Source organism: Acinetobacter sp. 12966 (genome assembly GCF_031196995.1).
GTDB lineage: Bacteria > Pseudomonadota > Gammaproteobacteria > Pseudomonadales > Moraxellaceae > Acinetobacter > Acinetobacter geminorum.
This window is the reverse complement of sequence record NZ_JAVIMC010000135.1, coordinates 35,194-59,876: the sequence shown is the minus strand read 5'-3', so window position 1 is coordinate 59,876 and position 24,683 is coordinate 35,194. Positions and strand designations below refer to the sequence as shown.

Sequence of the window (24,683 nt, the reverse complement as noted above, 5' to 3'; positions counted from 1 at the left end):
TTATTTTCAAATTATGGTTTTGAGTGTACATAGCGAGATAAGTTTGATAAATTCAAATTATCTTGAGTTTAGATTTAAAAAAACAAAACTAAATGAAACCCAAAAAATTAAATCAAGTCACTGATTTTGATATTAAATTACTTAAAATATTTAAAACGGTTTGCGACTGTCATAGTTTTACATCTGCAGAAAGCATTCTTGGCATTAGCCGTTCTGCAATCAGTTTGCATATGAGTGATTTAGAAAATCGTCTGGGCATTCGACTATGCCAACGTGGTCGCGCAGGTTTTGCCCTGACCGATGAAGGACGAGAAATTTTAGAATATATCGAAGTACTTACGGCAGCGATTGAAGACTTCCGCTCCAAAGTTAACCAAATGCATAATCGTCTTAAGGGTGAGTTTAATATCGGAATTATTAACAACCTTGTGACGATGCCAAGAGGCTATATCACCAATACGTTGACCCAACTTGCAGAGGAACATGCCGAGGTTATTATTAATATCAGTATGAGTACTCTGTCAGATATTGAATGCCGTGTACTCGATAACCGTTTGCACGCAGGCGTTATTCCACTTGTTACGCCTTTGTCTGGCCTAGACTATTTCGATTTATATAGCGAGAGTTCATTTTTATATTGCGGCAAAAATCATCCGTTGTTCAGCCAGTGCAGCAACATGAATCTAGATGAGTTAAAAACATGGCAAGCAATCCTTCCTAATTATGCCATCACACCAGAAGCGGCAAAGTTGCATCAGCTTTTAGACTGTAAGGCGACAGCAAGTGACCGTGAAGGCATCGCATTTCTGATTTTAACTGGAAAATTCTTGGGTTTTTTACCCGATCACTATGCAAAAAAATGGGTTGAAGATGGTTTTATGCAAGCTGTTTCAAAGGAGAAAATGCATTACAGCACACCTATTTGTTTAATTACTCACAAGGGCAAAAATCACAATATTATTTTAAAAACCTTTATGGAGATGCTTGAGAAGCGGATTGTTGCGGGTTAGAAATATTTTATATTCTTCAATCTGAGAGATTTTTACTTATTTATGCTTTTGCAAAAATGATAACTATTATTCAACTGATCTAAATAATCTAGCTATATTCATTAATTTAAAAAATAAGCCAATTCTATTTTCATGATAGAATTGGCTTAATCACTATATATATTTATACATTAACTCTATTTAAATTTTTATTTTTAATATTTTTGATGCTTCGTGTCTAGTTTTCTGCATATATCTTTTAGGCATACCTATTATTTCCTTAAGCATTGATGTTATTTCATCAGAAATATACTCTGGTTTTTTTCTCAAAAAGTTTAAAGCTAATATTGTCCAATACTCTGAAACACTATTAGATAAGGCAAAAGTAAGAATTTCTCTAATTTCATCATAAGTGTATAATTGTTCGATATTTTCGAATTCGTTGCTTTCAAGAATTAATAATCCTTCTCGTATGTCCTGCATTGATAATCCCCTTTACTTCACCCAGTTCTCATGATCTACAGTTATGCCTTTACTTTTTAGAAAAGCTTTAAATTGTACTCTAATTTCAGGAGTCCAATTAGTTCCATAATGTCCACTTGCTTCTGTTGTATGAAACTCACCATTCTTGCCTCTCGTTAGCATCCCCCCTACAATTTCTTTCGTCTTTGGATTTAAACCAATAGATTGTACAAGTTGTTCATGTGGTGATCCATTTTTAAATACATCGACTTTCCCTGTTACAAAAGTTTTAGATTTAGGATCATAGATAAACTCAACACCTCCACTTTTAGGGTAATAGTTTTTCAAAGCAGATGTATTACTTGATGGATTGACAGCTATTGCACCTGATACTGGCCCACTTCCATGCCATTTCGTTATTATTTGATCATTAGTTGGAGATGGTAATTTATGTGCTACTGAAGACACTATATTAATAAAAGACTTTCTTCCCTGTCCAGCGGGAGTGTACTCAACAAGTACTAAGGCTGCATTAATGAAAGGATCTTTAATAATTTTATCTATTGCTTGCTGCTTTGTAATAGGCTGTCCCACGCAATGTGAGATATTATTGCTCACACACAAATAAACCGAACCATTTACGCCCTCTCTAAATTGAACATTATTTCCAATTTTATTAAATAGTTCATTAAGATTTTCAGGCTGTCCATGAACATTGGTTTCATTAAAAAAAGCTGATGGATCTAATACTGCTAGATTATTATTTTTTACAGCTATCTCTGCACTATTTGAAGCTGTATTTACATCATAGCCTGCATATGCTGCTACAGCACCTGCAATTAATTTACTTGTATCTAAAACCCGTTGCTGTTCGGCTAAGGTTAAAACTTTCGTATGATCATTTAAATAACTCGCGACAACTTCTCCAACGCCAGCACCAATTGCACCAGCTTCACAACTTGCTTTTGTAGCTGCCGCTGCTGCACATCCCACCGCAGCATGAGCAATTTTATGAATCGTATATTCCCAAAACTTAGGATCTACCTTATCCAAGTTATCGCCAATTTGGCTTGCTAATTCACCTTGTAATGCTCCAGCTAAACCTGCTAGTAATGCAGCCTGTAAATTATCTCCGAGATCTCCCCCTTTAATCGCAGTTTGTACTAAAGTTGATCCTACTGACGATGCAAAATTATTAGCCAATCGGTCTGGTAAAAGTGTGCTATCTGGTTTTAAATTTAATGCAGAACCCACTTGGCTCATTAAACCAGCAGTAACAACAGATGCCGCTAAATTCTTAATAGAATCTTTACTTCCTAAATCTTTAAGTGTTTTACCAATATTTCCACCATTATTAATTAAGCTAACACCTGCTTGAGTTGCTAAACTTGTAATAGCAGCATTTGCCATAGCACCAAGGGTAGATGGAACAATTGCTCCAGCCGCAGTTGTAGTTATACCAGCAGAGCCAATCATACTTGCGCCTAAACCTACAGTTGTTCCACTTGCTGCTGTTCCTCCAGCCGCACCTGCTGCTGCTGCCGTTCCTGTGCCCATAGTCACAATTGTTATAATAATCACAATAATTGCAGCGCCAGCTGCTGTAAGACCTTGCTGTTTATAGTCCCAATCTTTTTGAGTTAATAAAACTTTTTGCCAATCTACATCTTTTCGGTTTACTAATTCTTTTAAATATTCATTTCCTGGTTTTTTAGATAAATCAAGAATCGCATCACGCAGCTCTACCTTATTAGTATCTTTTTCACTAATTGGAACTTGCACGCTTAAACCACCAGCGGCTTTAAAGGTAGGTAAAACTGGACCGTTAAAACTTGGTAATTGAGCAGTTTCAGTAATTGAGCCTTTATCCTGCATAGCTTGCCAAGCTAATGAGCTTTTTTCTTTTTTTAAGAGCTCTGTAATAGATGTCTTAGCGGCTATTAACTCAAGTGTTCCTCCAGTTTCAATCGTTGCCCCTTTTAAATATTCAAACTCAGTTCCCACAAGTTTCGTCTTATCAACCGCTTGCGTATTAATATAATCTGCTTTTAAATTTGCAGGTAATTCACTAATCTGAGTTCGTGTTGTATTAGTAGTAGTTTTTGATGAACCTAAAAGTGAGATAAGTTTAGAATATGAAGTTTTCTTTGTAACATCTACTGTACTGCTAGAAGATTCTTCCACAGTGTAAAAGTTAAGATTTCCCCCAGATTTAATCGAAATTGTTCCACCCTCAGCAGTAAAACGCCCAGAATAAATATCAATATTATTATCTGGAGTTTTAGCATTCACTGACTTATCTAGTTTCTTCGTTTCAATCGAAATATTCTTTCCAGAAATATCGACTGAAGCAGCATTTGTGTCATTATTTTCAGAAACAGTCGTAATATACTTTTTCTTTAAACCACCCCATGATTTTTTCTTTTCAGTCGTAGTGGTCAGGTCATAGCTTTGCTCAATAGCTGCATCAAATAAAATACTTTTATTTGATTCTATTTTTACGTCACCATTTTTTGAAGTAATACCAGTAGCTTGTAAAACTAAATTATCATCTTTGGTTTTACCTACAGTTCTTATATTAACGCCTTTATCCCCATTAATAATGGTAGGGCTGACTAATGTTCTGAAACTATAATTCCCTTCACCTTCAGTACCATTCTCATAAAAATCAGTATGGCCATCAATAATAATACTTGCATTTAATGATTTTGGAGGCTGATTAGCCCCAGTACTAATTGAAGATTTATACTGTTCAGCTACAACACCACTTGCTTCTAAATTCACCTGTCCCATTTGAGCAGAAATATTTCCTCCACTAATAGATAAACCTTTAACAGAAGTAATATTTATATTCCCTGATTTTGAAGTTAATTTAGTTTCAGTATGTTCTGAGCCATTTACTCCTTTAGTTAATAATTCTTTTGATTTTATTTCTGATTGCTTATCAGACTCAAGTTTAGAAATTAATTTTTCTAACTCTTTAACTTTTTCACTTTCGTTTAAACTCTTATATTTTTTAATTTCTGCTTTATAAGAATCTAGTAAAGGTATTACTTTATAATTTTCTGAAGAAATAAAACCACGTATACTATCATCATCATGTAACCAAGGCGTTCTAGGAATAACTATAAATGTAGAACTTCCAGAATCTCCTTCTGATGCTGAATATGTTTTTATATAAGCATTTTCATAGAAAAAAATATCACTTACATCTACATTAGATAAAGCCCCAGCACTATATTCTCCATTTGCCCCATCAAACAAATATGACATAGCTGCTTCAAGACTATTTTTGGTTTTTTTTATGTTATCAAGGAGTGTTTTTCTTTCTTGAAATTCTTTACTATTAGATAAAATATTTATACTTTTATCAATTTCCTTAATATTGTTTTCGATATTAAGTATATTCTTTGAATCAGCAGAACTATTTTTTAATGTATTTTTTATCCCATCAATCAGCACATCATCTTTACTTGAAACGATCTTAATATCTTTTTGTGCTGTTAACTGTGAACCTTGAATATCAACTTTAGCACCCTCTAAATTGATACCGCCATTCGCTGCATTCAAATTAACGACTTGTTCCGATCCATTTCCCGCAGTACCGCCATAGCCTTTTAAAATTAAAGTGCCAGTTTTAGAAACAAGTTCAATATCACCTACCGCCTTTAAGCTATAAACTTTAGGATCAATGGTTAAGTTAGAATTGGTTTGAATTGTTAGGTCACCATTTAAACTATTTAACTTTGTATCATTCTTAAGTAAATCACTTCCAACCGCATTCAAGTTCAATCCAGTCTGGCCTGTAATAAAACCACCCGCTTCTAATAGAACAGCTCCGCCGGTTAAATTTGTATTTTGTAATACTTGGTTTCCTGTAGCCGTTACAGAGGTGACACCCTTAGATGTTAAGTTTGTTACTTTATTCGCAATCCATTTGGTCGCTGGCGTATACTCAGCATTGCTATAAACCGTACGGCCAGAGCTTACTGCCAGATGCTGGTCTGAAGTAGCATTCACGCCCTGTAAAGTCAGTAAATCTTTTGCATAGAGTTCAGTATTACCTTTTGACGTTAATACGCTGTCAATAATTGTACTCATGCCCGCTCTACTATTGATCGCAAGTTTACCAACCGTAGAGCTGAGGTCCGTATTTTGGATTTTAATATCGGATTTGCTATTTTCTATCGAAACCGTTTGTCCCTTTAGAACATTATTTACCGTTTTAAATTGGCCCTTGTTTGCAGTAACAACTACATCATTATTAGCTTTTAAATTTATTCCATTATTACTTGAAACTAATATATCACCCTGACTCGCATTAACTTGTACCGATTGCAAGTTAACGGTGCCATCACCAATCGAGCCAAGCGTTACCCCTTTTAAACCACTAATAACGGACTGATCAGTTGTTAATTCATCTTTATCAGCTGAAGGCATCGCCTTGGTTATTTGAGTCGAGTTTAAATTTATATTTTTATTCGCGAGTATAGAAATCTTTCCAGCCGAAGATGTGGCCTTTAAGCTATTTGCAGTAACTCCACCAGCAAGTGCGGTTAGATTAATATCACCTTGAGCCTTGAGTGCCTGACTTAAAACAAGATCAGCAATTTCAGAACTCACATCAATATTCTTTTGTGAAGTCAGTGCACTATTGAGTGCTATTTGATTGGCATGTAGTTGAATGCTGTCTTTGTTAGAAATTTCTTTTGCTGTAACGGTTAAATTATTGGCTGCATCAAGCTGAACTATACCTGTAATAAGTGGAAGCGCCTTGTCAGCATTATTCCAGACCAGATCACGTCCACTGTAGGCTTTAATGTTTTTGACACGTGTTGCAGCATTTTCAAGTGAAAATCCAAGATTCTTTAGATTTAGATCTCCGGAACTATAGAGATTTAAATCTTTACCCGCATAAATCGTCCCGCCTTGAAGGTCAATGATATTTTGGGTATTAGCTGAATTTGCTTGTAAGTTGATTGAACCTAATGATGCCTGTATATGGTTCTCAGTAAGTGATAACTTACCGTTACTTAAAACATTTAAATCTTTGGCAGCAATCAGTTTTGCGCCTTTGGCTGCAACCAAGTCTTTTTGTACTTGTATGGTTGCTGTACCACGGTTACTTTTGAGTTCCGATCCCGCTGCAAGATTGATATTTGCTGCATCAATATAGACATCCCCACCTTGTGAGTCATCCATAATGCGGGTATCAGCAGCCAGATTGATATTCCCTTTGGCATTAACGATTAAAGGTGAAGATGCTAGGCTGCCGTTATTAATAATAATTTCTTTAGCATTTACATTCAGGTTATTACCTGAATCGATATTTAGCATGCTATTACTATTAATACTGCCTGATGAGTTGATGTCGGCAGCTGCACCAGTACCCGTTGTTTGTATATTCACTAAACCTTGGGTTTTACTGGTCGAACTGATTGTGCCACTGTGTTCAATCTTTCCGGCACTGGTAATCACCAGATTATTTACTGCCTGAATCGTCCCTGCGTTAGTCACGCCCAAACCTTTTTCAGTTCCCATTAAATAGATGTTGTTGGCATACATTCCACCCAGCGCTTTAACATCTACCGCCAATGTCGGTGCAGTTCCTGTGCCTGTTTTAGCAGTAACATCCTGTAAATCTGCACTGACATTATTCGCCCCGGCAATCACCTGAATATCATTTTTGGCACGTAGTTCAGCACTAAGCTCTAATGCACGCGCATAGAGGTCTACATAATTTGCATCATTATTATTTCCCCCCAAACCAAATTTAGAATTAGGGTTCGCTGAAACCGTAATTTTTCCTTGGTCAATCGTAAACTGCTTGATACTGCCATCAGCATTTAACTGAGGTTTACCCGTGGTAAAAATTGCCTTGTTGGCATTAATAAAGCCACCACCTTTAATGCTAATACCAGACGGATTGGCAATAATCACATCTGCCATTTGCCCTGCAACTTCCAAGTTCCCCTCAAAGCGTGAAGCTGCTGATGAATTTACTTCATTTAAAATAACTCGCGCTTCGCCTGTGGCTAAAAATGGGTTAGCTGCAACGTTTCCTACTGTTTTTGTCGTAGCACCCTGACGGCTGTTATTCAGGACTGCCCCTTCAGCCAATACATCAAACTGTTTATAAATATTATGGGATATCCCATTTTTTGGAGTTTGAATATTGACTACCGGAACAACTGTACCTGCCGAGTTCTTACCGGCACCAATCACTGCTCTATTCGCAGCATTTGCGGCACTGTCCGCTACAATACCCGCATAGACAGGTGCTAAAGGCATCCACAGACTTATACTGGCAACTAATGCTTTCACTTGCCAGAGTTGATGAAATGCCTGTGATTCAGTGTTATCAATATTGTTCTGGGTACTTGCTTCACTTTGGCCTGATGCCTTGGTTTGGCTTCGTACATTTTCAGCCACAGCCACAAACATTTGACGTGCTTTGCTATAAATAATGCGATAACTATTCTTGTTCATGAATTAAGTCTTTTCTAAAGTAAATTAATAAGAAAGGTTGATACTAAAACCGGTAACCCAGTCTTTTTTTATGCTGTCAGGTGCAATCAGCCCCCGACCTGTAAAGGCATCCAGATAAAAACTATTTTGATAAGTGCGTAGCCCTAAAACACTGCCGAGTAAATAACGCTGACCCGGTATGCTATTGCGACCATTGACCCAGCCCTGATCTACTGCCATATAAAACTGGGTATTAGGAATTGGTGCATTTAAACTGATTTCTTGTTGTAGATACTGCCCGTTATCTCCAGAAAGCATGAGTTCCCCATCAAAACCACGCACGCTATAGCGCCCGCCAATATAAAAGCGGTCATTCGGTACTAAAATTTTCGGTGCATATTGTCCACGCCAGTTAAGACGGTATTGAGCTGGTTTTTCAAGCAAAAGGAATGGTGCACTAAAACGTAAATCGGCACTTAAAAGTGGAGCACGGGAGTAACCTTCAACAGGAAGATGATTCCCGTTATTATCAGTAATGTTTTCTTCTGCTGCAGTTCGGGCACCTACCCCTGCCCCACGACGATAATCGATGCTGCCGTCTAATACCGCATTTCCTAAATATTGACGGTGCTGAAACCCTAAATTCCAGCCTGAGGTTTTACGATGTAATACTTCAACCTCAATATCATTCATAAAGCTTTGGCTTTCTTTATAATAAATCTTTCCGTAAATACTGGTTTTATGCTGCCCGCTACGGCTAATCACACGAGATAGGTTTAGATTGGCTTGTTGGCTATTACCATGATAAATAATAGGATAATCTTTAGATACTATCCTTCTTTGACTATATTGATAATCATTGTAGCTAAGACCTAAATCATAGTAGCCAACAGGTAACTGATAATTAATAAAGTAACTTCGGTTTAAGTCTTCATTAAAGTCATCTAAAGAATGACCCACGTTTAGCGATAAAATATCATTTAAATGAAATGGATTATTGACACCTAACCCCATATTTCCCATATAGGTACCAGTGTCCTGATTACCCGAATCATCTACGCTTAAATTGAAATTAACTTTTTGTAGTGGTTGAAGTTTGAGTATTAAATCACTATAGCCCGTTAATTCTTTATCTTGAGCAGTTGCGGGAATAATTTGCATATCTACCGCGTAGACACGTTTGAGATTTTCCAGCCCCTGATCGAGCCTTTTTAGATTCACAATGTCGCCCGCTTTAAAGGGCAAGCCTGTCTTAAGCTGTAATGAAGAAATTTTACCTTCTTGTATAACAATCTTATTCAGGCGTCCAATTTGCACACTCAGGTTTAAATTACCCTGGTTTAAGTCTTGCGGACTCACAACAATTTGACTGGTAATAAAACCCTTTTTTAAAAGTTCGTTTTGGGCATAGTTGACAATGTTATGTAAACTTTGGGTTCCAATACATCTACCCCAAATATTTTGTGGGTGTTTTTTTATGGCCTTAACCACAAAATTAAATTGCTGTAGTTCAGAGTACGACTGAGCATTTAAAGGGATAAGGCTAATTTCTTTAACCACTACGCATGGGCTTTCTTCAATAACCAGATGCTTAAAGTCTTGTAATGGCTTGGTGTTTTGGTAAGGAGTTTGCTGGGCAAGCTGGTCTTGTAATTGCTGGTTAAGCTCTTTTAAACGTTGATCTTGTAGCACCTGACTGGGCAAAGAAACGTCTTCGATGGCATAAACATATTGGTGAAAACCCGCAAAAAGAATAAGGGAAGAAGTTATAAAATTTCTAGTTAACATCTTATAGACAGAATTGTACGTATAATCACATTATTTTACATAAAAAAACATATTATTCAATTTTTCTTTATCTTTTGATAAAATTAAATTTATCAAGATGAAGTAACTACCGACCACCATCTTATTAATTTCAATAAAAAGATATTGTTTTAAAAACTTTTATGGAGATGCTTGAGAAGCGGATTGTTGCGGGGTAAAAATCTTTGCTTTTTAATTTATTGAGCTCAAACATTGTATTCTTATATTCAAGGTATGCCTTTTCGCTGATTAGAACTAAAGAGTCTTTCTCTCTCGACAGCAACTTCATTCATTTATCAACGTACTTAAAATATGAAGTATAGCCTCATTATTAGTAGGCTTTACGACCAACAATGAGACCTATATTAATTTCAATCTTAAGCTTATATTACGCTTCTATCTTTTTGTCTTTACTACTTGAATAGATAAAATATAAAGCAATCCCTAAGCAAATTAGCGCTCCTAATCGATACGGTGAAAAAGGGAGCATTTCATTACCAAACCAGCCAAAGTTATCAATCAAGATACTCATCAAAAGTTGCCCAAAAATTACAGCTACCGTAGCTACGGCAGCTCCAATTCTTTGCACGGCCAGTACCATAATGACAATATAAGGTACGCCACACATGGCGCCTAATAACTGCCATTTAGGAACATCTAATAGCGTTAAGGTGTGTTTTGGTTCAAAGTAAAAAATAAGGAGTGCCGTAATTAAAGCACCGACTGAGAAAGTCAAAAAAGCACTACGAAATACACCAACTTTTGCTCCAAGTTGACCATTAATTGCGGCCTGTACACTCAATAAAGCACCACCAATGACGGCGAGAAAAATCATTAAAATTGTCATGCGCGTCTCCTATGCTTTTGCGACAAGTACAAGTGCAGCAATAATAAAGATGAGTGCCAATATTCGTTTACGGTCTACCTTTCGGTGCGGAGTCCCCAACAAACCATAGTGGTCGATGATCAGACTTTTAGACACCTGACCCGCTAAAATGCCTATCATCGTCATGGCAATACCGATAATTGGAGTGGTAATGGTCAAAATAATGACGTAAGCAGGGCCAAGAACACCACCGAGTAATTGCCAAGAAGGAAGCGTAAAAAATGAATGACTATTACGTGGACTAAAAAACAACATGAGTAAAAAGGTAAGTGCTGCACCCACGCCAAAAATACTAAACGTGGCCCACAACTCACCTACTTCCTTTCCTAACGGCCCTAAAAGCCCAGCTTCGACCGATAGCCCCATTCCCCCTAAAATGGTTAGGAGTAGTAATAGAATTTGCATCTACATTGCCTCTTCTGTATCTAGGCAACGAATACTAAGGTAGCCAATTCATCAGAAAAACAGCATAATTTATGAATCACTTTTGCAGAAATTGCACAAATGGATTTAACAAATTCGATTGATATCCGCACGCTTCGGTTCTTTATTAGCGTTTACAATGCTCAAAACTTCTCGAATGTAGCGCGTAAAGAAGACGTATCTGCATCTATGATTTCTCGAACCATCCAACAGCTTGAAGATGCGTTGGGGCAACAACTTTTCTACCGTAATACGCGAGCAATCACACCGACCGAATCGGGCAAATTATTTTTTGAATATGCAAAAAGAATTACCGAACAATTTGATGAAGCACAAAAGGCATTACAAGATAAAACTATAGAGCCATCGGGACTCGTCCGCATTAATGCTCCTGTATTTTTTGGTCAACGGCATATTGCGCCGTGGTTGGCGGGTTTATCAGAGCGTTATCCAAGACTTTTAATAGAGCTAATTCAAACCGACGAATTTATAGATCCGTTACGCGAAAGCACAGATTTAATATTTCGGATTGGAACGCTAACTGATTCATCATTTCATGCACGTATTTTTGCTACACAAAAATATCATTTGGCCGCCTCTCCTCAGTATGTTGCCAAATATGGTGTACTTGATCAGCCTAAAGATCTCAATCAACACAAATGCTTAGTCTATAAAGGTTTTGAAGGTCCTAACCGCTGGTTAGTGAGAAAGCCTGATAAAGAATGGGTACATTATCCAATTACCCCCTTACTTTCTTCAAACAATGCCGAGAGCTTAATGACAGCTGCGCTTCATGGTATGGGTATTGTTCTATTTCCTGACTGGTTGATTGGCGAAGCTTTAAAACAAGGACACTTAATCAAGCTTTTACCTGAATATGAAGTCGCGATTAAATCCCAGCCACAACATATCGCAGCCATTTATCCAAATGTCCGCCATCCTCCCTTAAATATTCGAGTGGTAATAGATTATTTTGCTGAAATCTATGGAGACACACCGTATTGGCAGAATTAATTTTTTATTTATAACAAATCTATAAAGACTCAGCCGCACATACTAGCAACTATTCTTTTAGTTTCTGGGTTGAGTACTATAGTTACTCTGTCTGGGCGAAATTCTTCTGTAACTGGCTCCCCAACATAAGCACTTCGATAGACTCTTGCATTAGTCATCGATAGGATCTGCTTTTCTGTTAAATCAGTTTTACCTATGAGATTCTTAGCTTTAACTGGATCACAATCAAAAGACGGATCCCATTCTTTACTTTTGCTAGGTACTAGAGGCTTAGATTCTATCTTTTGTTGCTGTTCTTGAGCTTGTTTAGGAGCTTCAGCATTTAATACATTATTTGAGCAAGCTGAAAGTAGGCTTATCACAAGCCCCCAAAGAATATACTTTTTCATATTTATAAATACTAATTATCTATTTAGAACCAATATATCATAAATTAGAAAGGTAACCCCCGCCCACAGCCCATATAGCATAGGGCTTACTGTATTGTGATAATCTATTAATTTTTAAAATAAAATCAGTCAATTTCTTTTTAGCGTAAAGAATTGAAAGACAAATATCATACATCACAAAACTTGCTTAAGCGTGAACACTTCATCCATATTTCTAGAATATTTTTCCACTTTTTTCCCGCTCTATGTTGAAAATATTTTTCCAAAACCCCCTCTACTCACCACAATTTAGTAATTTTTCTGTAGCCTTAATAAGAATATCAGTTGGTCTATTCTTTTTAACAACTGGATACAACAAGCTTTTTGTAGAAAAGAATCGGCAAATTATGTTGGATACCATAATTCATGCAGGAATACCATTTCCTGAATTCATGGCTGTCTTTGTGTCTCTTTGTGAGTTTGTACTAGGACTAATGCTTATCATCGGGCTTTTTACTCAACTTTCTTGTTTGATCTTAATCTTTATTTGTTTTATTGCATTCATCACAGTAGGCATCTATACAATTCCATCAGGACTAGATCTAATAACTTGGACAAGTTGGTTTTTTTATATTCATGATCTGCTTTATATATTTATTCTAACTTTTATTCTTTCCAAAAAGCCTGATCCTTTAACTCTTGATCATTTGTTATTTAAAAAGTATATGTAAATAAAAGTTCTGCTAATAATAAATCTTTAGCAGGACTTCCTATAGCTAAACATGTTCGACTAATAGAGACCAATTAACTGGTCTTTTTATATATAGATCACTCATAAAAAACCCACCGAAGTAGGTCATTTATATTCTATATAATAGCTGTTGCCATCAGAACTGTTGAAAACCATATTTAAAGTAGGGTAAATAAATTCACCTCTTAACAAAATATATTCAACTTTAGTTCTCTGAACTCTAGATGAATGATTGATTCTATTAGTATTTTCCTCTGTATAGTTTGCCTGTGCCCTTGTTTCTTTTCCTTGGTAATCAATAATTGTAATGTCTTTTAGCATTTATATGCTCCAATTTAATTAGACATATTATGCTTAACAAAATTTTTATACTATCAATATTTTGTAGGCAACTAATTTAAATTAATTTTTAAAATTTAATTATCTGTACATTGAGAAAATTTATATATGTGTGCTTTATGTACCCCTACTTGAAATTGAGATAGGATAATTTCAAGTTTTAAAGGATAAGACTCAACAGGTTACATATAATTGATTTTATTTACGAAATATACAGTCGAAATAAAGTCCATTTCTATGACATATCAACACATATCAGTCTTAAAACAACCGTAATGTAAAGTGATTTAAAGCGTAGTATGAACTTTCCCTAGTGAAGATAAGAAGATAAAAATGTCAGGTTTTAAAAGTTTTTCTCAAAATACAACTAACAACGCTAATGTCATTAAAGCCCAAATGAATAAGCATTCTGCAACACAACCATCAGAAGTTCCTGGCACCGTAAAAGATTTGCCTGAGAATAATGATCAACCTGATCCAAATAACAAATAATTTCTTATTAACAGTGCCTTGGAAGTTATTTTGAGGTCCTGCTACTATTAAGAATAAATTAGTGCACTGATTTATTATACTATTAACTACTTTTATCAATTTGATTTGTTTAGTTATTTTAAGAAATTGCAGCCATTCATTCCAGAAAATTGATATGACTAGTCTCTCAGATATGAGGGGCTTTTTTAATTGTATTTCTACTTAACCAGTACTTACCCACTCATTAAAAAGAGCACCTAAGTGCTCTCTCATCCTTATTGATTTTTGTATAAGGCAAAATTTATTGCCCTTTCATATGCCTGTTCCTGTAACTCCGTATATACATAAAAGTGCTGTTCTGCTTTGGTAACAGGGTTAATAAGTTTCATTGGTTCATAACTATGAGTATTTAAATCATTAGGATCAACATCAAAAGCTTCTAATTGCTGCTCTCTCCATTCTCCACTTAGTACACCACCTACACAAAGCCATTTCGTTGTATTGTCTGACATATCTAATCCATATTTTTGGAGGTGTTTACATACCATATCACGCCGTTCTTTGAGCTGTATTATTTTTTTCAGACTAAAAAATCGATCATCTAATTAAATGACTTCTTTAGTAAAGTAATTTTAGGATCCATCAAAACAAAAAAGCCCTCCACTAGAGGGCTAGATTCAAAGCTACTTAAGTAAACTTACAATATTGGTCCACCCCATCTTATAAGCCAAATCTAAAGGAGCCATTGATTGATTATTTACCTCCAACTTATTCGTATTCAACCTTAAAAGCTCTTGAACAAATAAATAATTACCCGCTATAACTTCACGATGTAATAATTGATTACCACTTTCATCTTTTTCAGTAATGATTGCAGGGTCTGTCTTTATAATATTTATGAACTGATCCAAAATATTCTTACACATGGGGTGTTCATCTAGGTTTTCGGGACAATTTTTCTGCTCATAAACTAGAAAAATTTCATCAGGATTACCAAAATCAATCCCCCATGCCTCATCATATTCTTTACGATCTGATGCATTTAAAGTCTTACGATATTGTTGAATCGTAAACCCACCATGAACAGTGCCATTAGATAAAAACATCCAATCAACGATAGACTCAAATTGAAGCTTTACAGTTTCACCAGCTTGCACATTATCAATAATATAAGGTTCGTTTAATAAAGTTCCTGAAATTGTACTACCATCAAAATCAATTTGATCAATCCACATATACTCGATTAAAGGGTCATTTTTATCTTCAAGGTTTTCTTGGATGAATGCACATTTCACATAAGCCAGTTCTAAAGCAGGAACAATTCGTCGATATTCCCAATAAAGTTCACGCCAAAAATATTTAAATGTACCTATAGCATTCTCAAAAGCTAGAATCATTTCTGGAGATTCATTCTTATACAATTTATTCATATAATCCATATTACAGTTAATTAATATTAAAATTTCTTATAATAACACTATGATAAATTTAAATATCTTTAAATTTCTTAACTATGACACTAATATTCATAAAAAAATAACGGCCAAGGCTAAGACGAAGCCAAATTAAGGTTCTTGAGCAAAAACCTCTAGCAAAGCCAATTCAAACAGGTTACCTTTTATATAAATTAAACTTTCCAATTAATTTCCTAAAATTTAGGTTTAGTTCAGTTATATTTATTATGATCAAAAAATTAAGTGCATTATTAATATTATTGTCTACATCACTACATGGATTAGCTGCAATACATATGAGTCCAAGAATTGGAAGCTCCTCTTATAGTGGCCCCCTCGACACACTTATATTAATGATTGTCGGGATTGGAGCTTTATATTTTTATTATAAGTCATTCTTAAAATGGATTAAACGAAAATCAACTGGTGAAAAACCAGAACGTAAACTTGGTCTTGATGACTGGGGCATTACACTTGCAGGATATGTAATGGTATCAATATTTGCATGTGGACCTATATTTGAAATACTACAAAGTATAGGCGACTATCAACTTGTAAGAGACACTTGGTATATTGTATTTATATTTTGTTTTGGATTATTGTTTTTTTTAAGAAGAACCTAAGAAGCTATCTAATATATAAATTAAAAATCCCACTAATAATCAATATTTAGTGGGATTTCTATAGCGAAACATGTTCGACTAACTTAGATACTTCAGTACTGATACTTATAATTAAGATATAGAAAATAAACGACGTAGAATAATATTGAGACAAAGAGAGTAAGTAAAAATGAAACCAAAGAGACTATGCTCATTTCAAATGATATATTCGCTTTAATTCCTGTCTCTTGCTCTCTTCTTTTTATAGAAAGATAACCTTTCATATTGCAAAAAGTGAAAAATATAATCGTAATAATTATGAGACAAAGCAAAAGATAGTATTCTGATGTGAAAGGATTATTGATAGCATCATTGCATTTTTGCTTTTCTATTATTTCTGCTTGAGTTAATTCAGTTTTCACTGAAACACCCCATTTCTGACTATCAGGTAGAAAATACTTATATTCACAATAATCTATAAATTTTTCTTTCTGATCACGTCCATCTCCTTTACTGCTAGAAGATGAGGTGTGATTAAGCCTTACTGTAGTAGTTGTCATTTGCCATTTGTATTTAAAAATTTGGTGCAATTATAAATACCGACTAGCTCTAAACTCAATAAACACCACTCAATAAAAAAGCCCATCTTCCGATGAGCTTCTTATTTAATTGGGATTATTAATATGCATTAGGCTTTAAATTCTGCTAATACAAAGTTTTTTACTATTTCATCAAAATTTGGTTTTAGTAGAGTTGGCTTGCTATCTTTTATAGTTTTATACCAATAACTCGCTGCAACTCCCACACTAATCAAAGCTAACAATTTCATTGCTCACCTCACTTATTGGGAAGAGTGAAACTTAAAGTATCATTCGCGTTTGTAGCGTTCCAACTCGTTTCAGGGAGTTTTCTGTATATTTTTTAAGCAATGTGTAATAAAAAAGCTCCCTATGCTATGTGAGCTTTCTCTAATGCCAAAAGTGCAATTTACTTACACTTAGCCCACTATAATGCAAAAATAGATTTATTCTTCGATTTTAACTTTGTCTGTAGCAAGTGTAATTATAAATGGTTGACTGAAGTAAACTGGGTAATCCAAATTCTTATATCTAAGATTTAACTTTTCCTGAAATCTCTTAAAGTTTGAAGCTCTAATCATTTTTAAAATTTTTTCATCTTGCTCTGGATCACCACTACTCTTAGTAAGAACTACTTCAAATGAACCATTTTTATAAAGTTTTATGCGTGCCTCTGCTGTTAGATGTTTTGGTGCTGATTTAGAAATATTGGTACTTGGAACTTCATCATTTGCATAGACAGACATGCCAAGAGTTAAAAAAAATAGCCCTCTTACTAAATATCTTTTTATCATATTTTACCTATAGTTACGTTTACTCATATTTTTATAAATGCTAGGATTAAATAAATCATTGAATAACCTAAATAATATGAGCTTTAGTATTTATTTACCAGCTACATCTTTTAAAGGCACACACAACACACCATTATCGAAGGTAGTTTCAAATCTGGCTCATTTGAAAGCCATCTTTTCTTTAATGGAAATTATTTACTATTACCATCTTAAATCCAAAGCGCCAACTTTTCCCAGTTAGCGCTTTTTTTGTTTACAATTTTCTGATTATTTTTATAAAATTCTCTAGCGGTGTATTAAGCCAAAGATCAATTTACAGCTTATTCTCAGCTAAAAAGAACTGATTAATGTACCCGAACAAAAAACCTCTCCACCACCACATCCCTTTCTTCCAAACTTTTTGAGCTTAAAATCTGGAACATCAAGCCATCAATTAAGTTTAAAACCAAGTCGGCACTTGGTTTTAGTGCATGAGTTTCCAAACTAAAAACCAGATCAAAAAGTTCTTAAAGTAGCTATTTTCTATACTCAATTGCCATGTGGTAGGCCTGCGAGTAAATCTGTTTAGTTTCAAAAATGACTTTAAGTATGCTGTGCCGCCTAATTATGCCACCATACCTCAAGCAGTAAAACTAAGAAATAAGAGACCTTTTATGGCCTCTTTTTCTAAAAAATAGAACTTGGTAAAAGCTTTTAAATTTATTTTTTCATTAGTTTAAAAGCAACTACATAGTCACCGGGCGGTGTTTGCATAAAGTAATGGCCACCTGCAACAATGACAACATACTGCTCTCCATCAATAGAATAAGTCATAGGTGTTGCTTGTCCACCCGCAGGTAATTTGGCACTCCAGATCGACTTACCAGTTTTACTGTCAAAGGCATGCAAACGGTTATCAGTTGCAGCAGCAACGAATACAACTCCACCATCTGTAATAATAGGCCCACCATTATTAGGTGTACCAATATTAATAGGTAAATATGTTGGCAATCCAAATGGACCATTGTGCTCTGCAGTTCCCAAAGGTTTTTGCCAAATCACTTTCTTGGTGTTCATATTAATAGCAGTAATCATTCCATATGGTGGTTCATTGCATAATACGTTGGTAATTGGAGCATAGAATGGTTGAACATTTACTGCATAAGGAGATTCAGCCATTGCCGCAATTGAGCCATTTTTCTTAGCACTAAATTTCGGATCATCCATCGGTAAAATACCTTCTTGATCTGCTTTAGCTCTTGCAACCAACTGGTTATACATTGGGGTATTACTCCAGTTAGCGATCAAAATGCCATTTTTAGGGTTATAAGCTATGCTTCCCCAATCACTACCACCATTAAATCCAGGATATTGAATCCATGGCTTATTAACCGTAGGAGGAGTAAATTCACCAACATAATATGCCTGTCTATATTTAATACGACAAAGCATTTGATCAATTGGTGATATGCCCCACATTTTTGATTCTGTTAGATCTGAAAACCCTAATCGAGGAATATCTACAGACCATGGTTGTGTAGGTGAACGCACATCATCTGGAATAACAGATTCAGGAGCTTGGCGCTCGACAACTTTTGAAATGGGTTTGCCTGTAATTCGGTTTAATACAAATGTTTGTCCTCTTTTTGTTGGCATAATGAGCGCTGGAACAATCTTTCCTGATTGATCTTTATAATCAAGTAGAGTTGCTTGTGATCCTAAATCATAATCCCATGCGTCCTTATGAACAGTTTGAAAACTCCATTTTTTTACACCTGTTTGAGCATCTAATGCGACAACTGCGGTAGAAACTTGATTTTCTTCTTCTGTACGTAAAGCACTATAGTAGTCAGGTGCTGAACTTCCTGTTGGAACATAGACTGTATTTAATTTTTCATCAACAGTCATAACTGTCCAAGAGTTAGGCGTACCACGGCTATAAGTTTCACCTTTGGGAGGTAATCCATGTCGATTTGGTTGTCTTACATCCCAAGCCCATTTAAGAGAGCCAGTATCAACATCATATGCACGTATTACACCAGAAGGAGCTGTACGCCGTTGGTTATCTTGAACTTTATGGTTGACTACAATTACTCCATTTACTACAGGGGGTGGCGATGTAACAGCCATGAATCCTGGAACTGTATGACCAATCCCTTCTAGCAAGTTCACATGTCCGTTTGTACCAAATTGGGGACATGCCTTTCCTGTTTTTGCATCTACCGCTATAAGTTGCATATCTAGCGTGCCTTCAATCACCTTTTCATGACATATTTCATTCTCAGGAATTACTTTTGAAGTATAGAACGTGACACCACGACACACTGCAGTCGACGGTAATTTCTCGTAAGCTAAATTGTGTTTATATTCCCAAATTTTCTTACCAGTACGCGCATCTAATTTCAGCATGTTATTGGTAGCAGTACACAAGTAAAGAGCATCATTGACTTTAATTGGTGTTGTTTGGGCAGCCCACTTATTTTTTTTATCTACAGGAGGCATATCTCCTGTACGCGTTACCCAGACTTGTTTTAATTGATTAATATTTTCAGGGTTAATTTGATCAGTGGGTGAAAAACGGGTTGCCTGCACATCTCTTCCATAATACCGCCAATCACTATCTGGTTGAGTACTATCCGCATGGTATACATTTGAAGTATTTTGAGGAATTTGGCTTGTATCGAGAGAAGTGAAATAGGGATACCATGCTAATGCACCTGCTATAACAAAACATGTAACAATTAAGCCGGTAAAACTATAAGCAACTCTTTTTCGTATACCATGCGCAATATATGGCAGGAGTAAAGATAAAAAAAATGCGAATACAGCTATGGTCGCTACACGAGGTATCCAGCCCCAAAATCTTGTACCAGACTCCCAAATTGTCCAAATGAGTGTGTACACAAAAACTATGCCAAAGATTTTAGCGCCTATAATCTTGTTTAGATACAGATATATACTTGATATTATGAGTAATAATCCAGTAATGCAGTAATACCAAGATCCATTTAATATTATTAAATATGCTCCACCACCAAACAAAGTCAGAGCAAACAATAACTGTATCACTGCATAAGCTTTTATAAAAAAGCTTGCACTCCCTATAGATTTAGAGCCCATTATTACCTCTTTTTAAATTATTTTTAAACATAATTCCAAGCCATATCTTTAAAATCACCGTATATAATTTCTATTCACAGTCACAGTATCTAGATTTAAAAATTTTGCGAAAGGTTAGGTGAATTTTAAAGGAATAGAGAGTGTGAATAATGCTTAAAAACAGTAGAAGATAGATTTTTCTACACACAAATACTTTTACAAAGACACTATTAATTATAATTTTTTTAAAAAGCTAAACTATCGCTAAAAATGAAATTATATGTTGCATTTTTTGCAACATAAAAAAATAAATAAAAAATAACAATAGTTTATATTAATATTTTTATAAAAATGTATTTAAAAAATATCTTTCACTCTCTCAAAATACATGGTAAAAATCATATATAAAAAACAAATAGATACACAAAAATTTCTTAAAAAATACTCTACTAAAATATACATTTATTTTTCTAGCTATTATTTATTTTCAGTAAAATTACAAAAAATAAGCATATTATAGAAAAATAAAAATCTTAATTTTTGATGCAGCCCCTATGAAAGACCTAAACGATTTATACATTTTTTCCCTAATTGTAGAGCATGGTGGATTAAGCAAAGTTGAAGAAAAAACTGGTATAAGCAAATCCAAATTAAGCCGTAGATTATCTACATTAGAAAAAAATCTAAATATTAAATTACTACAAAGGGACTCTCGACAAGTCAAAATGACGGCTATTGGCGAACAAATTTATCAATATGTTCAATCTATGCTTAAAGAGGCTCAAAATGTTTATGATTTAATTGATCAATGTCAAGAGGAGCCAATAGGTACTATTAATGTGAGTGTTCCAATTGGAGTTGCAGAAAGACAATTACCTTTGATTGTTCCAGAATTTATGGAGAAATACCCTAAAGTTGCAATAAACTTTATAGTGACTAATAAAAAAATTGATATATTAAAAGAATCAATAGATATTTGTATTAGGGTCGGCTCTAGCAAAGAAGTTGATAACAATTTAGTAATGAGACATTTAGGCTATCTTGAATCCGTTTTAGTCGCTAGCCCTGAATATATTCAACGGTATGGAATACCTAAACATCCAAACGAATTAAATAATCACAAATTATTAAGCAACAACCTAGATAATGAAAATCAGACTTGGTTTTTTGAAAATTTAGAACAAAAGTTAAATACAAGTATAAAGCCATTTATTAAAGCTTCAAGCCTAACATTACTCATGTCATTAGCACAAGATAACCAAGGTATTGCTTTACTCCCTCTTATCAGATGCCGAGATTTAATAAATGAAAATAAACTTATAGTTATTTTACCTGAATGGAAACTTCCTAAAGGAAATTTTCATATAATATTTCCACCTAGAAGTGGAGCACTTCCAGCATCTAAAGTTTTTCTCGATTTTTTAATTGAAAAAATGCCAAATTTAATCAATAAAATGCAGGATATCTAATTAAAATCAATATATAAAAAGTCTATACCCGATTTTAGGTATAGACTTTTTATATATTGATAGGCGTACATTAATAAAGCTGTGATTTCACCATTCTTTGGAACTGAAGTTTCAAACCCATAATATTGTCCATATTTTGGTCGCAAATATTCAGTTGCCTGATTACCTATTGCATCAAGATATGCTGGTAGCTGGGCCATATGTGAATTTGTTTTCTGAGGATCAGGAGCTCCTACTCCCCACTGCACCACGCCATATGATTGGCCCACTGCTTGTTTCATATCTTTTAGAAACTCTAAATAGAAATCTACATCAGCTTTAGATCCAACATTTCCATGGCCACCACTCAGAAATACCCAATTTAAACTTTTTAATTCTTTTAAATTTTCTTCAAAATAAAGAGGAACTTCAGCACCAGCAAAACCCCAATAAGGTAATTGATCGGCATTTATTAGATCGGGAATATGTGCAACTTTCTCACTTGGAATTAACCAAACACCTGTATCGGCAGTGTGTGCTGCATATTTGAAACCATGTACTTGAACATTCACCCCTTCAAAATTAAAACTACCATTTTTAAAAGGAATTGTTTCAGTAGGTTTTGGTAATTTACTTTTAATTCGGTTTAAAAGCTCTGCTGTAGCATCAGATGAAATAATACGTACTTTGACACCTGCCTTTTTAGATGCTTCAACAATTACTGGAGCTGAGCTGATATGGTCAGCGTGCGCATGAGAATAGACAATTGTTGTAACAGGTAGTTTTGTTACTTCTGAGATCGCTTTTAAAATCTTTTCTCCAGCATTTTCAACTGGGTCAAATAACAGTACTCCTTTTTCACCTACATAAAACATCGTTCCATAAAATTGAGATTGAAAAAAATAAGTATGTTCTGTCATACGTTGCAGTACATACTCTTGCTGAAGATTTCGGTTATATAGCCGGTCAATTTTTTCCGATGGATTTAAAGCTTTTTTACTCGATTGGGAAACATAAACCGCATTTACAGTAGAGGGAGCTTCTGGAATATCTATCGTACTTTGAGCATTGGCTCCATGACTTATGTTCAAATACATTAAGCTTAGGAGTGTGGTATTTAAAAAGATCTTTTTCATTCGAAACCTCAGATATACAATTAAATTAAATGTTCTATACTTGATAAAAACATTCTTATATTTCTGATTTCGAAAGATTAAAACAAGCTACTAAAATAAGAACTTAAGTTGCAAAAATAAGAACAGTCAGCAGTTATTTTTTAACTTAATATTCTCGTATTAATAAATTTTTTTTTAAATATAAATGCTCAACGCTATTTTCTAGATTCGTAACAAGCTTTTTTTAAGTTTTCCATTGCCTGTGCTGGCATAGGCGCTGTCATCATTGCATGATAATTCATACATTCTGGGGTTTCTTCCTTTTGCATATTCTGATTAGTAACACAGGCAGAGATAATAAAAGGGATAGATAATATTCCTAACAATTTCATAAGCAAATTCCCAAATTATGATGAAATAATTCTAAATAATTTTATTTTAATATATGTTTGATTTTGTTACATATACTCAAAAATCAAACAATTAAAACTATGTTCAATTCATAGTAAAAAACCTCTCCACCACCATATCCCTTTCATCCAAACTCTTTGAGCTTAAAATCTGGAACATCAAGCCATCAATTAGGTTTAAAACCAAATTGGCATCGGGTTTTAATGCATGAGCTTCTAAACTAAAAACTAAATCAAAAAGTTCTTTAAGCAGCCATTTTCTATATTCAAGCGCTATACGGTAGGCCTGCGGGTAAATCTGTTTAGTTTCAAAAATGGCTTTAAGTAATAGATAGTACAGGCTATTAAAATTGACATGTAAAACAATAATCTCTTTGAGTTTATCGCTTGAGGTTCGGTAACGGCTTGAGTAGATAATTGCCAGCACTTCTTCTTTGAGTTTGCTTTTTTGAAAGGATACGCACATTTCAATAAGCCGCTGTTTTGAGTGAAAGTAATTATAAAAAGTGGTTTTAGGAATTTTGGATTTTTTGACGATTAAGTCCACACCCGCATTGTGAAATCCATAGAGATTAAACAGCTCAATTGCTGTATGAAGAACCTGTAATTTTTTGGAAGATCTTTCTAAGGTTGGCATCGTTTTACCGTTATAAGTTCTTGTTGTTGCTAAAAGAGATAAAAAAGCCTGTGCCTTTTCTGGGAGAAAAAAAGGCACAGCAAAGCCGTAAAGACTGTGCTTGGCACATCTCAAGTTTTATTGTTGCTAAGTTTTAGACGTAATGATTTAAAGCCTGAAAAGCTTATAGGCAATCAAGTTTCTTTAAATTGATTTAAGTTGTGTCGAGATAGATTTTGACAGTGACTGCCAATAATTTATGAATGTGCATAGCCAACTCCTTCTTTTGGGAGTTCTGCCAAAGCATTATAAATTATGGTGGCAGAACGGAAGCAGGTTGACGGACTGGTTTGAACTCCAGCACACCCGAAGGTGTCCCACTCCCGCCCTACCGCTACGGGAGGGAACGAGGTGTGCACACAAGACTACTCCTCAGAAGAAATAATCCTGATGTGGTTCAAATAGCGGTCCGTCAAAACCGGCTGGCAATGTAGGCCAGCCCGCAAATGGTAATCTTCAATATTTGAGCTGTCAATGTGAAATTGGCTAGAAATTATTTAATTAATTATTGTTTTTCATAGTATTAGATACTTTAACTAAACAACTTATAC

At 34.8% G+C, this 24,683-nt stretch carries 24 protein-coding genes and 2 pseudogenes; 6 read left to right on the top strand and 20 right to left on the bottom strand.

Annotated features, from left to right (window positions below; translation table 11 throughout):
* Positions 1-92: 92 nt before the first annotated feature.
* Positions 93-1,010: a LysR family transcriptional regulator gene (locus RFW85_RS18490; protein ID WP_033850151.1), complete on the top strand. Its 918-nt coding sequence runs from the start codon at positions 93-95 to the stop codon at positions 1,008-1,010.
* 180 nt (positions 1,011-1,190) lie between these two features.
* Here the strand turns inward: RFW85_RS18490 and RFW85_RS18485 are convergent, their stop codons facing one another.
* The 6 genes and pseudogenes from RFW85_RS18485 to RFW85_RS18460 form a co-directional block, all read right to left on the bottom strand.
* Positions 1,191-1,472 carry a hypothetical protein gene (locus RFW85_RS18485; protein WP_309171771.1) on the bottom strand — a complete coding sequence of 94 codons (282 nt, stop codon included), beginning with the start codon at positions 1,470-1,472 and terminating at the stop codon, positions 1,191-1,193.
* 12 nt (positions 1,473-1,484) lie between these two features.
* Positions 1,485-7,940, bottom strand: a complete 6,456-nt coding sequence (locus RFW85_RS18480) for a DUF637 domain-containing protein (RefSeq protein ID WP_309171770.1) — start codon at positions 7,938-7,940, stop codon at positions 1,485-1,487.
* Between the two features lie 24 nt (positions 7,941-7,964).
* Positions 7,965-9,707, bottom strand: coding sequence for a ShlB/FhaC/HecB family hemolysin secretion/activation protein (locus RFW85_RS18475; RefSeq protein ID WP_309171769.1), 1,743 nt, complete (start codon positions 9,705-9,707; stop codon positions 7,965-7,967).
* Between the two features lie 196 nt (positions 9,708-9,903).
* Positions 9,904-10,014, bottom strand: a pseudogene (locus RFW85_RS18470) (hypothetical protein); the annotation flags it as partial.
* Between the two features lie 99 nt (positions 10,015-10,113).
* Entirely contained in the window at positions 10,114-10,572 is a 459-nt protein-coding gene (locus RFW85_RS18465) for a DMT family transporter (RefSeq protein ID WP_170248823.1), read from the bottom strand.
* A gap of 9 nt (positions 10,573-10,581) precedes the next feature.
* Positions 10,582-11,016, bottom strand: a complete 435-nt coding sequence (locus RFW85_RS18460; RefSeq protein ID WP_170248822.1) for a DMT family transporter — start codon at positions 11,014-11,016, stop codon at positions 10,582-10,584.
* Positions 11,017-11,115: 99 nt separating this feature from the next.
* Here RFW85_RS18460 and RFW85_RS18455 point away from each other — a divergent pair, with 99 nt between their 5' ends.
* Positions 11,116-12,048 carry a LysR family transcriptional regulator gene (locus tag RFW85_RS18455; RefSeq protein WP_170248821.1) on the top strand — a complete coding sequence of 311 codons (933 nt, stop codon included), beginning with the start codon at positions 11,116-11,118 and terminating at the stop codon, positions 12,046-12,048.
* Between the two features lie 29 nt (positions 12,049-12,077).
* Here RFW85_RS18455 and RFW85_RS18450 read toward each other — a convergent pair whose 3' ends face one another.
* The gene (locus RFW85_RS18450) at positions 12,078-12,437 is read right to left on the bottom strand and encodes a hypothetical protein (RefSeq protein WP_170248820.1); all 360 of its coding nucleotides are present in this window, start codon (positions 12,435-12,437) and stop codon (positions 12,078-12,080) included.
* A gap of 245 nt (positions 12,438-12,682) precedes the next feature.
* Here RFW85_RS18450 and RFW85_RS18445 point away from each other — a divergent pair, with 245 nt between their 5' ends.
* Positions 12,683-13,147: a DoxX family protein gene (locus RFW85_RS18445; protein ID WP_170248819.1), complete on the top strand. Its 465-nt coding sequence runs from the start codon at positions 12,683-12,685 to the stop codon at positions 13,145-13,147.
* 125 nt (positions 13,148-13,272) lie between these two features.
* On the opposite strand, the gene RFW85_RS18440 is transcribed toward RFW85_RS18445, so the two are convergent.
* A complete protein-coding gene (locus RFW85_RS18440) occupies positions 13,273-13,488 on the bottom strand; it encodes a hypothetical protein (RefSeq protein ID WP_017481069.1) in 216 nt (71 codons plus the stop codon).
* A 351-nt stretch (positions 13,489-13,839) separates the two neighbouring features.
* Here RFW85_RS18440 and RFW85_RS18435 point away from each other — a divergent pair, with 351 nt between their 5' ends.
* Positions 13,840-13,998: a hypothetical protein gene (locus tag RFW85_RS18435; RefSeq protein ID WP_170248818.1), complete on the top strand. Its 159-nt coding sequence runs from the start codon at positions 13,840-13,842 to the stop codon at positions 13,996-13,998.
* Between the two features lie 254 nt (positions 13,999-14,252).
* On the opposite strand, the gene RFW85_RS18430 is transcribed toward RFW85_RS18435, so the two are convergent.
* From RFW85_RS18430 to RFW85_RS18420, 3 genes are all read right to left on the bottom strand, one after another.
* Positions 14,253-14,489, bottom strand: coding sequence for a hypothetical protein (locus RFW85_RS18430; RefSeq protein ID WP_017481067.1), 237 nt, complete (start codon positions 14,487-14,489; stop codon positions 14,253-14,255).
* Positions 14,490-14,660: 171 nt separating this feature from the next.
* Positions 14,661-15,374 (bottom strand): YegJ family protein, encoded by a 714-nt coding sequence (locus RFW85_RS18425; RefSeq protein WP_170248857.1) that lies wholly within the window; start codon positions 15,372-15,374, stop codon positions 14,661-14,663.
* 91 nt (positions 15,375-15,465) lie between these two features.
* On the bottom strand, positions 15,466-15,579 hold the full coding sequence (locus tag RFW85_RS18420; protein WP_153887866.1) for a hypothetical protein: 114 nt from the start codon (positions 15,577-15,579) through the stop codon (positions 15,466-15,468).
* 79 nt (positions 15,580-15,658) lie between these two features.
* Between RFW85_RS18420 and RFW85_RS18415 the strand changes: the two genes are divergently transcribed.
* Positions 15,659-16,054, top strand: coding sequence for a putative four-helix membrane protein (locus tag RFW85_RS18415; protein ID WP_328704629.1), 396 nt, complete (start codon positions 15,659-15,661; stop codon positions 16,052-16,054).
* Positions 16,055-16,146: 92 nt separating this feature from the next.
* On the opposite strand, the gene RFW85_RS18410 is transcribed toward RFW85_RS18415, so the two are convergent.
* The 5 genes and pseudogenes from RFW85_RS18410 to RFW85_RS18390 all read right to left on the bottom strand — a co-directional run bounded on the left by RFW85_RS18410 (position 16,147) and on the right by RFW85_RS18390 (position 20,504).
* Entirely contained in the window at positions 16,147-16,593 is a 447-nt protein-coding gene (locus RFW85_RS18410) for a hypothetical protein (protein ID WP_235944502.1), read from the bottom strand.
* A gap of 128 nt (positions 16,594-16,721) precedes the next feature.
* Positions 16,722-16,862, bottom strand: a complete 141-nt coding sequence (locus RFW85_RS18405; RefSeq protein ID WP_170248816.1) for a hypothetical protein — start codon at positions 16,860-16,862, stop codon at positions 16,722-16,724.
* Positions 16,863-17,057: 195 nt separating this feature from the next.
* The gene (locus RFW85_RS18400) at positions 17,058-17,405 is read right to left on the bottom strand and encodes a TonB C-terminal domain-containing protein (protein ID WP_170248815.1); all 348 of its coding nucleotides are present in this window, start codon (positions 17,403-17,405) and stop codon (positions 17,058-17,060) included.
* A 344-nt stretch (positions 17,406-17,749) separates the two neighbouring features.
* A pseudogene (locus RFW85_RS18395) lies at positions 17,750-17,995 on the bottom strand (TetR family transcriptional regulator); the annotation flags it as partial.
* Between the two features lie 109 nt (positions 17,996-18,104).
* A complete protein-coding gene (locus tag RFW85_RS18390) occupies positions 18,105-20,504 on the bottom strand; it encodes a membrane-bound PQQ-dependent dehydrogenase, glucose/quinate/shikimate family (RefSeq protein ID WP_170248814.1) in 2,400 nt (799 codons plus the stop codon).
* A gap of 533 nt (positions 20,505-21,037) precedes the next feature.
* Between RFW85_RS18390 and RFW85_RS18385 the strand changes: the two genes are divergently transcribed.
* Positions 21,038-21,952 carry a LysR family transcriptional regulator gene (locus tag RFW85_RS18385; protein ID WP_170248813.1) on the top strand — a complete coding sequence of 305 codons (915 nt, stop codon included), beginning with the start codon at positions 21,038-21,040 and terminating at the stop codon, positions 21,950-21,952.
* On the opposite strand, the gene RFW85_RS18380 is transcribed toward RFW85_RS18385, so the two are convergent.
* The 4 genes from RFW85_RS18380 to RFW85_RS18365 all read right to left on the bottom strand — a co-directional run bounded on the left by RFW85_RS18380 (position 21,949) and on the right by RFW85_RS18365 (position 24,491).
* A complete protein-coding gene (locus RFW85_RS18380) occupies positions 21,949-23,067 on the bottom strand; it encodes an MBL fold metallo-hydrolase (protein ID WP_170248812.1) in 1,119 nt (372 codons plus the stop codon). The two genes, RFW85_RS18385 and RFW85_RS18380, sit on opposite strands and share 4 nt — an antisense overlap.
* Before the next feature lie 194 nt (positions 23,068-23,261).
* A complete protein-coding gene (locus RFW85_RS18375; protein ID WP_170248811.1) occupies positions 23,262-23,438 on the bottom strand; it encodes a hypothetical protein in 177 nt (58 codons plus the stop codon).
* A gap of 103 nt (positions 23,439-23,541) precedes the next feature.
* On the bottom strand, positions 23,542-24,093 hold the full coding sequence (locus RFW85_RS18370) for a TetR/AcrR family transcriptional regulator (RefSeq protein ID WP_216076558.1): 552 nt from the start codon (positions 24,091-24,093) through the stop codon (positions 23,542-23,544).
* 236 nt (positions 24,094-24,329) lie between these two features.
* Positions 24,330-24,491, bottom strand: coding sequence for a hypothetical protein (locus RFW85_RS18365; RefSeq protein ID WP_154020721.1), 162 nt, complete (start codon positions 24,489-24,491; stop codon positions 24,330-24,332).
* Positions 24,492-24,683 lie beyond the last annotated feature (192 nt).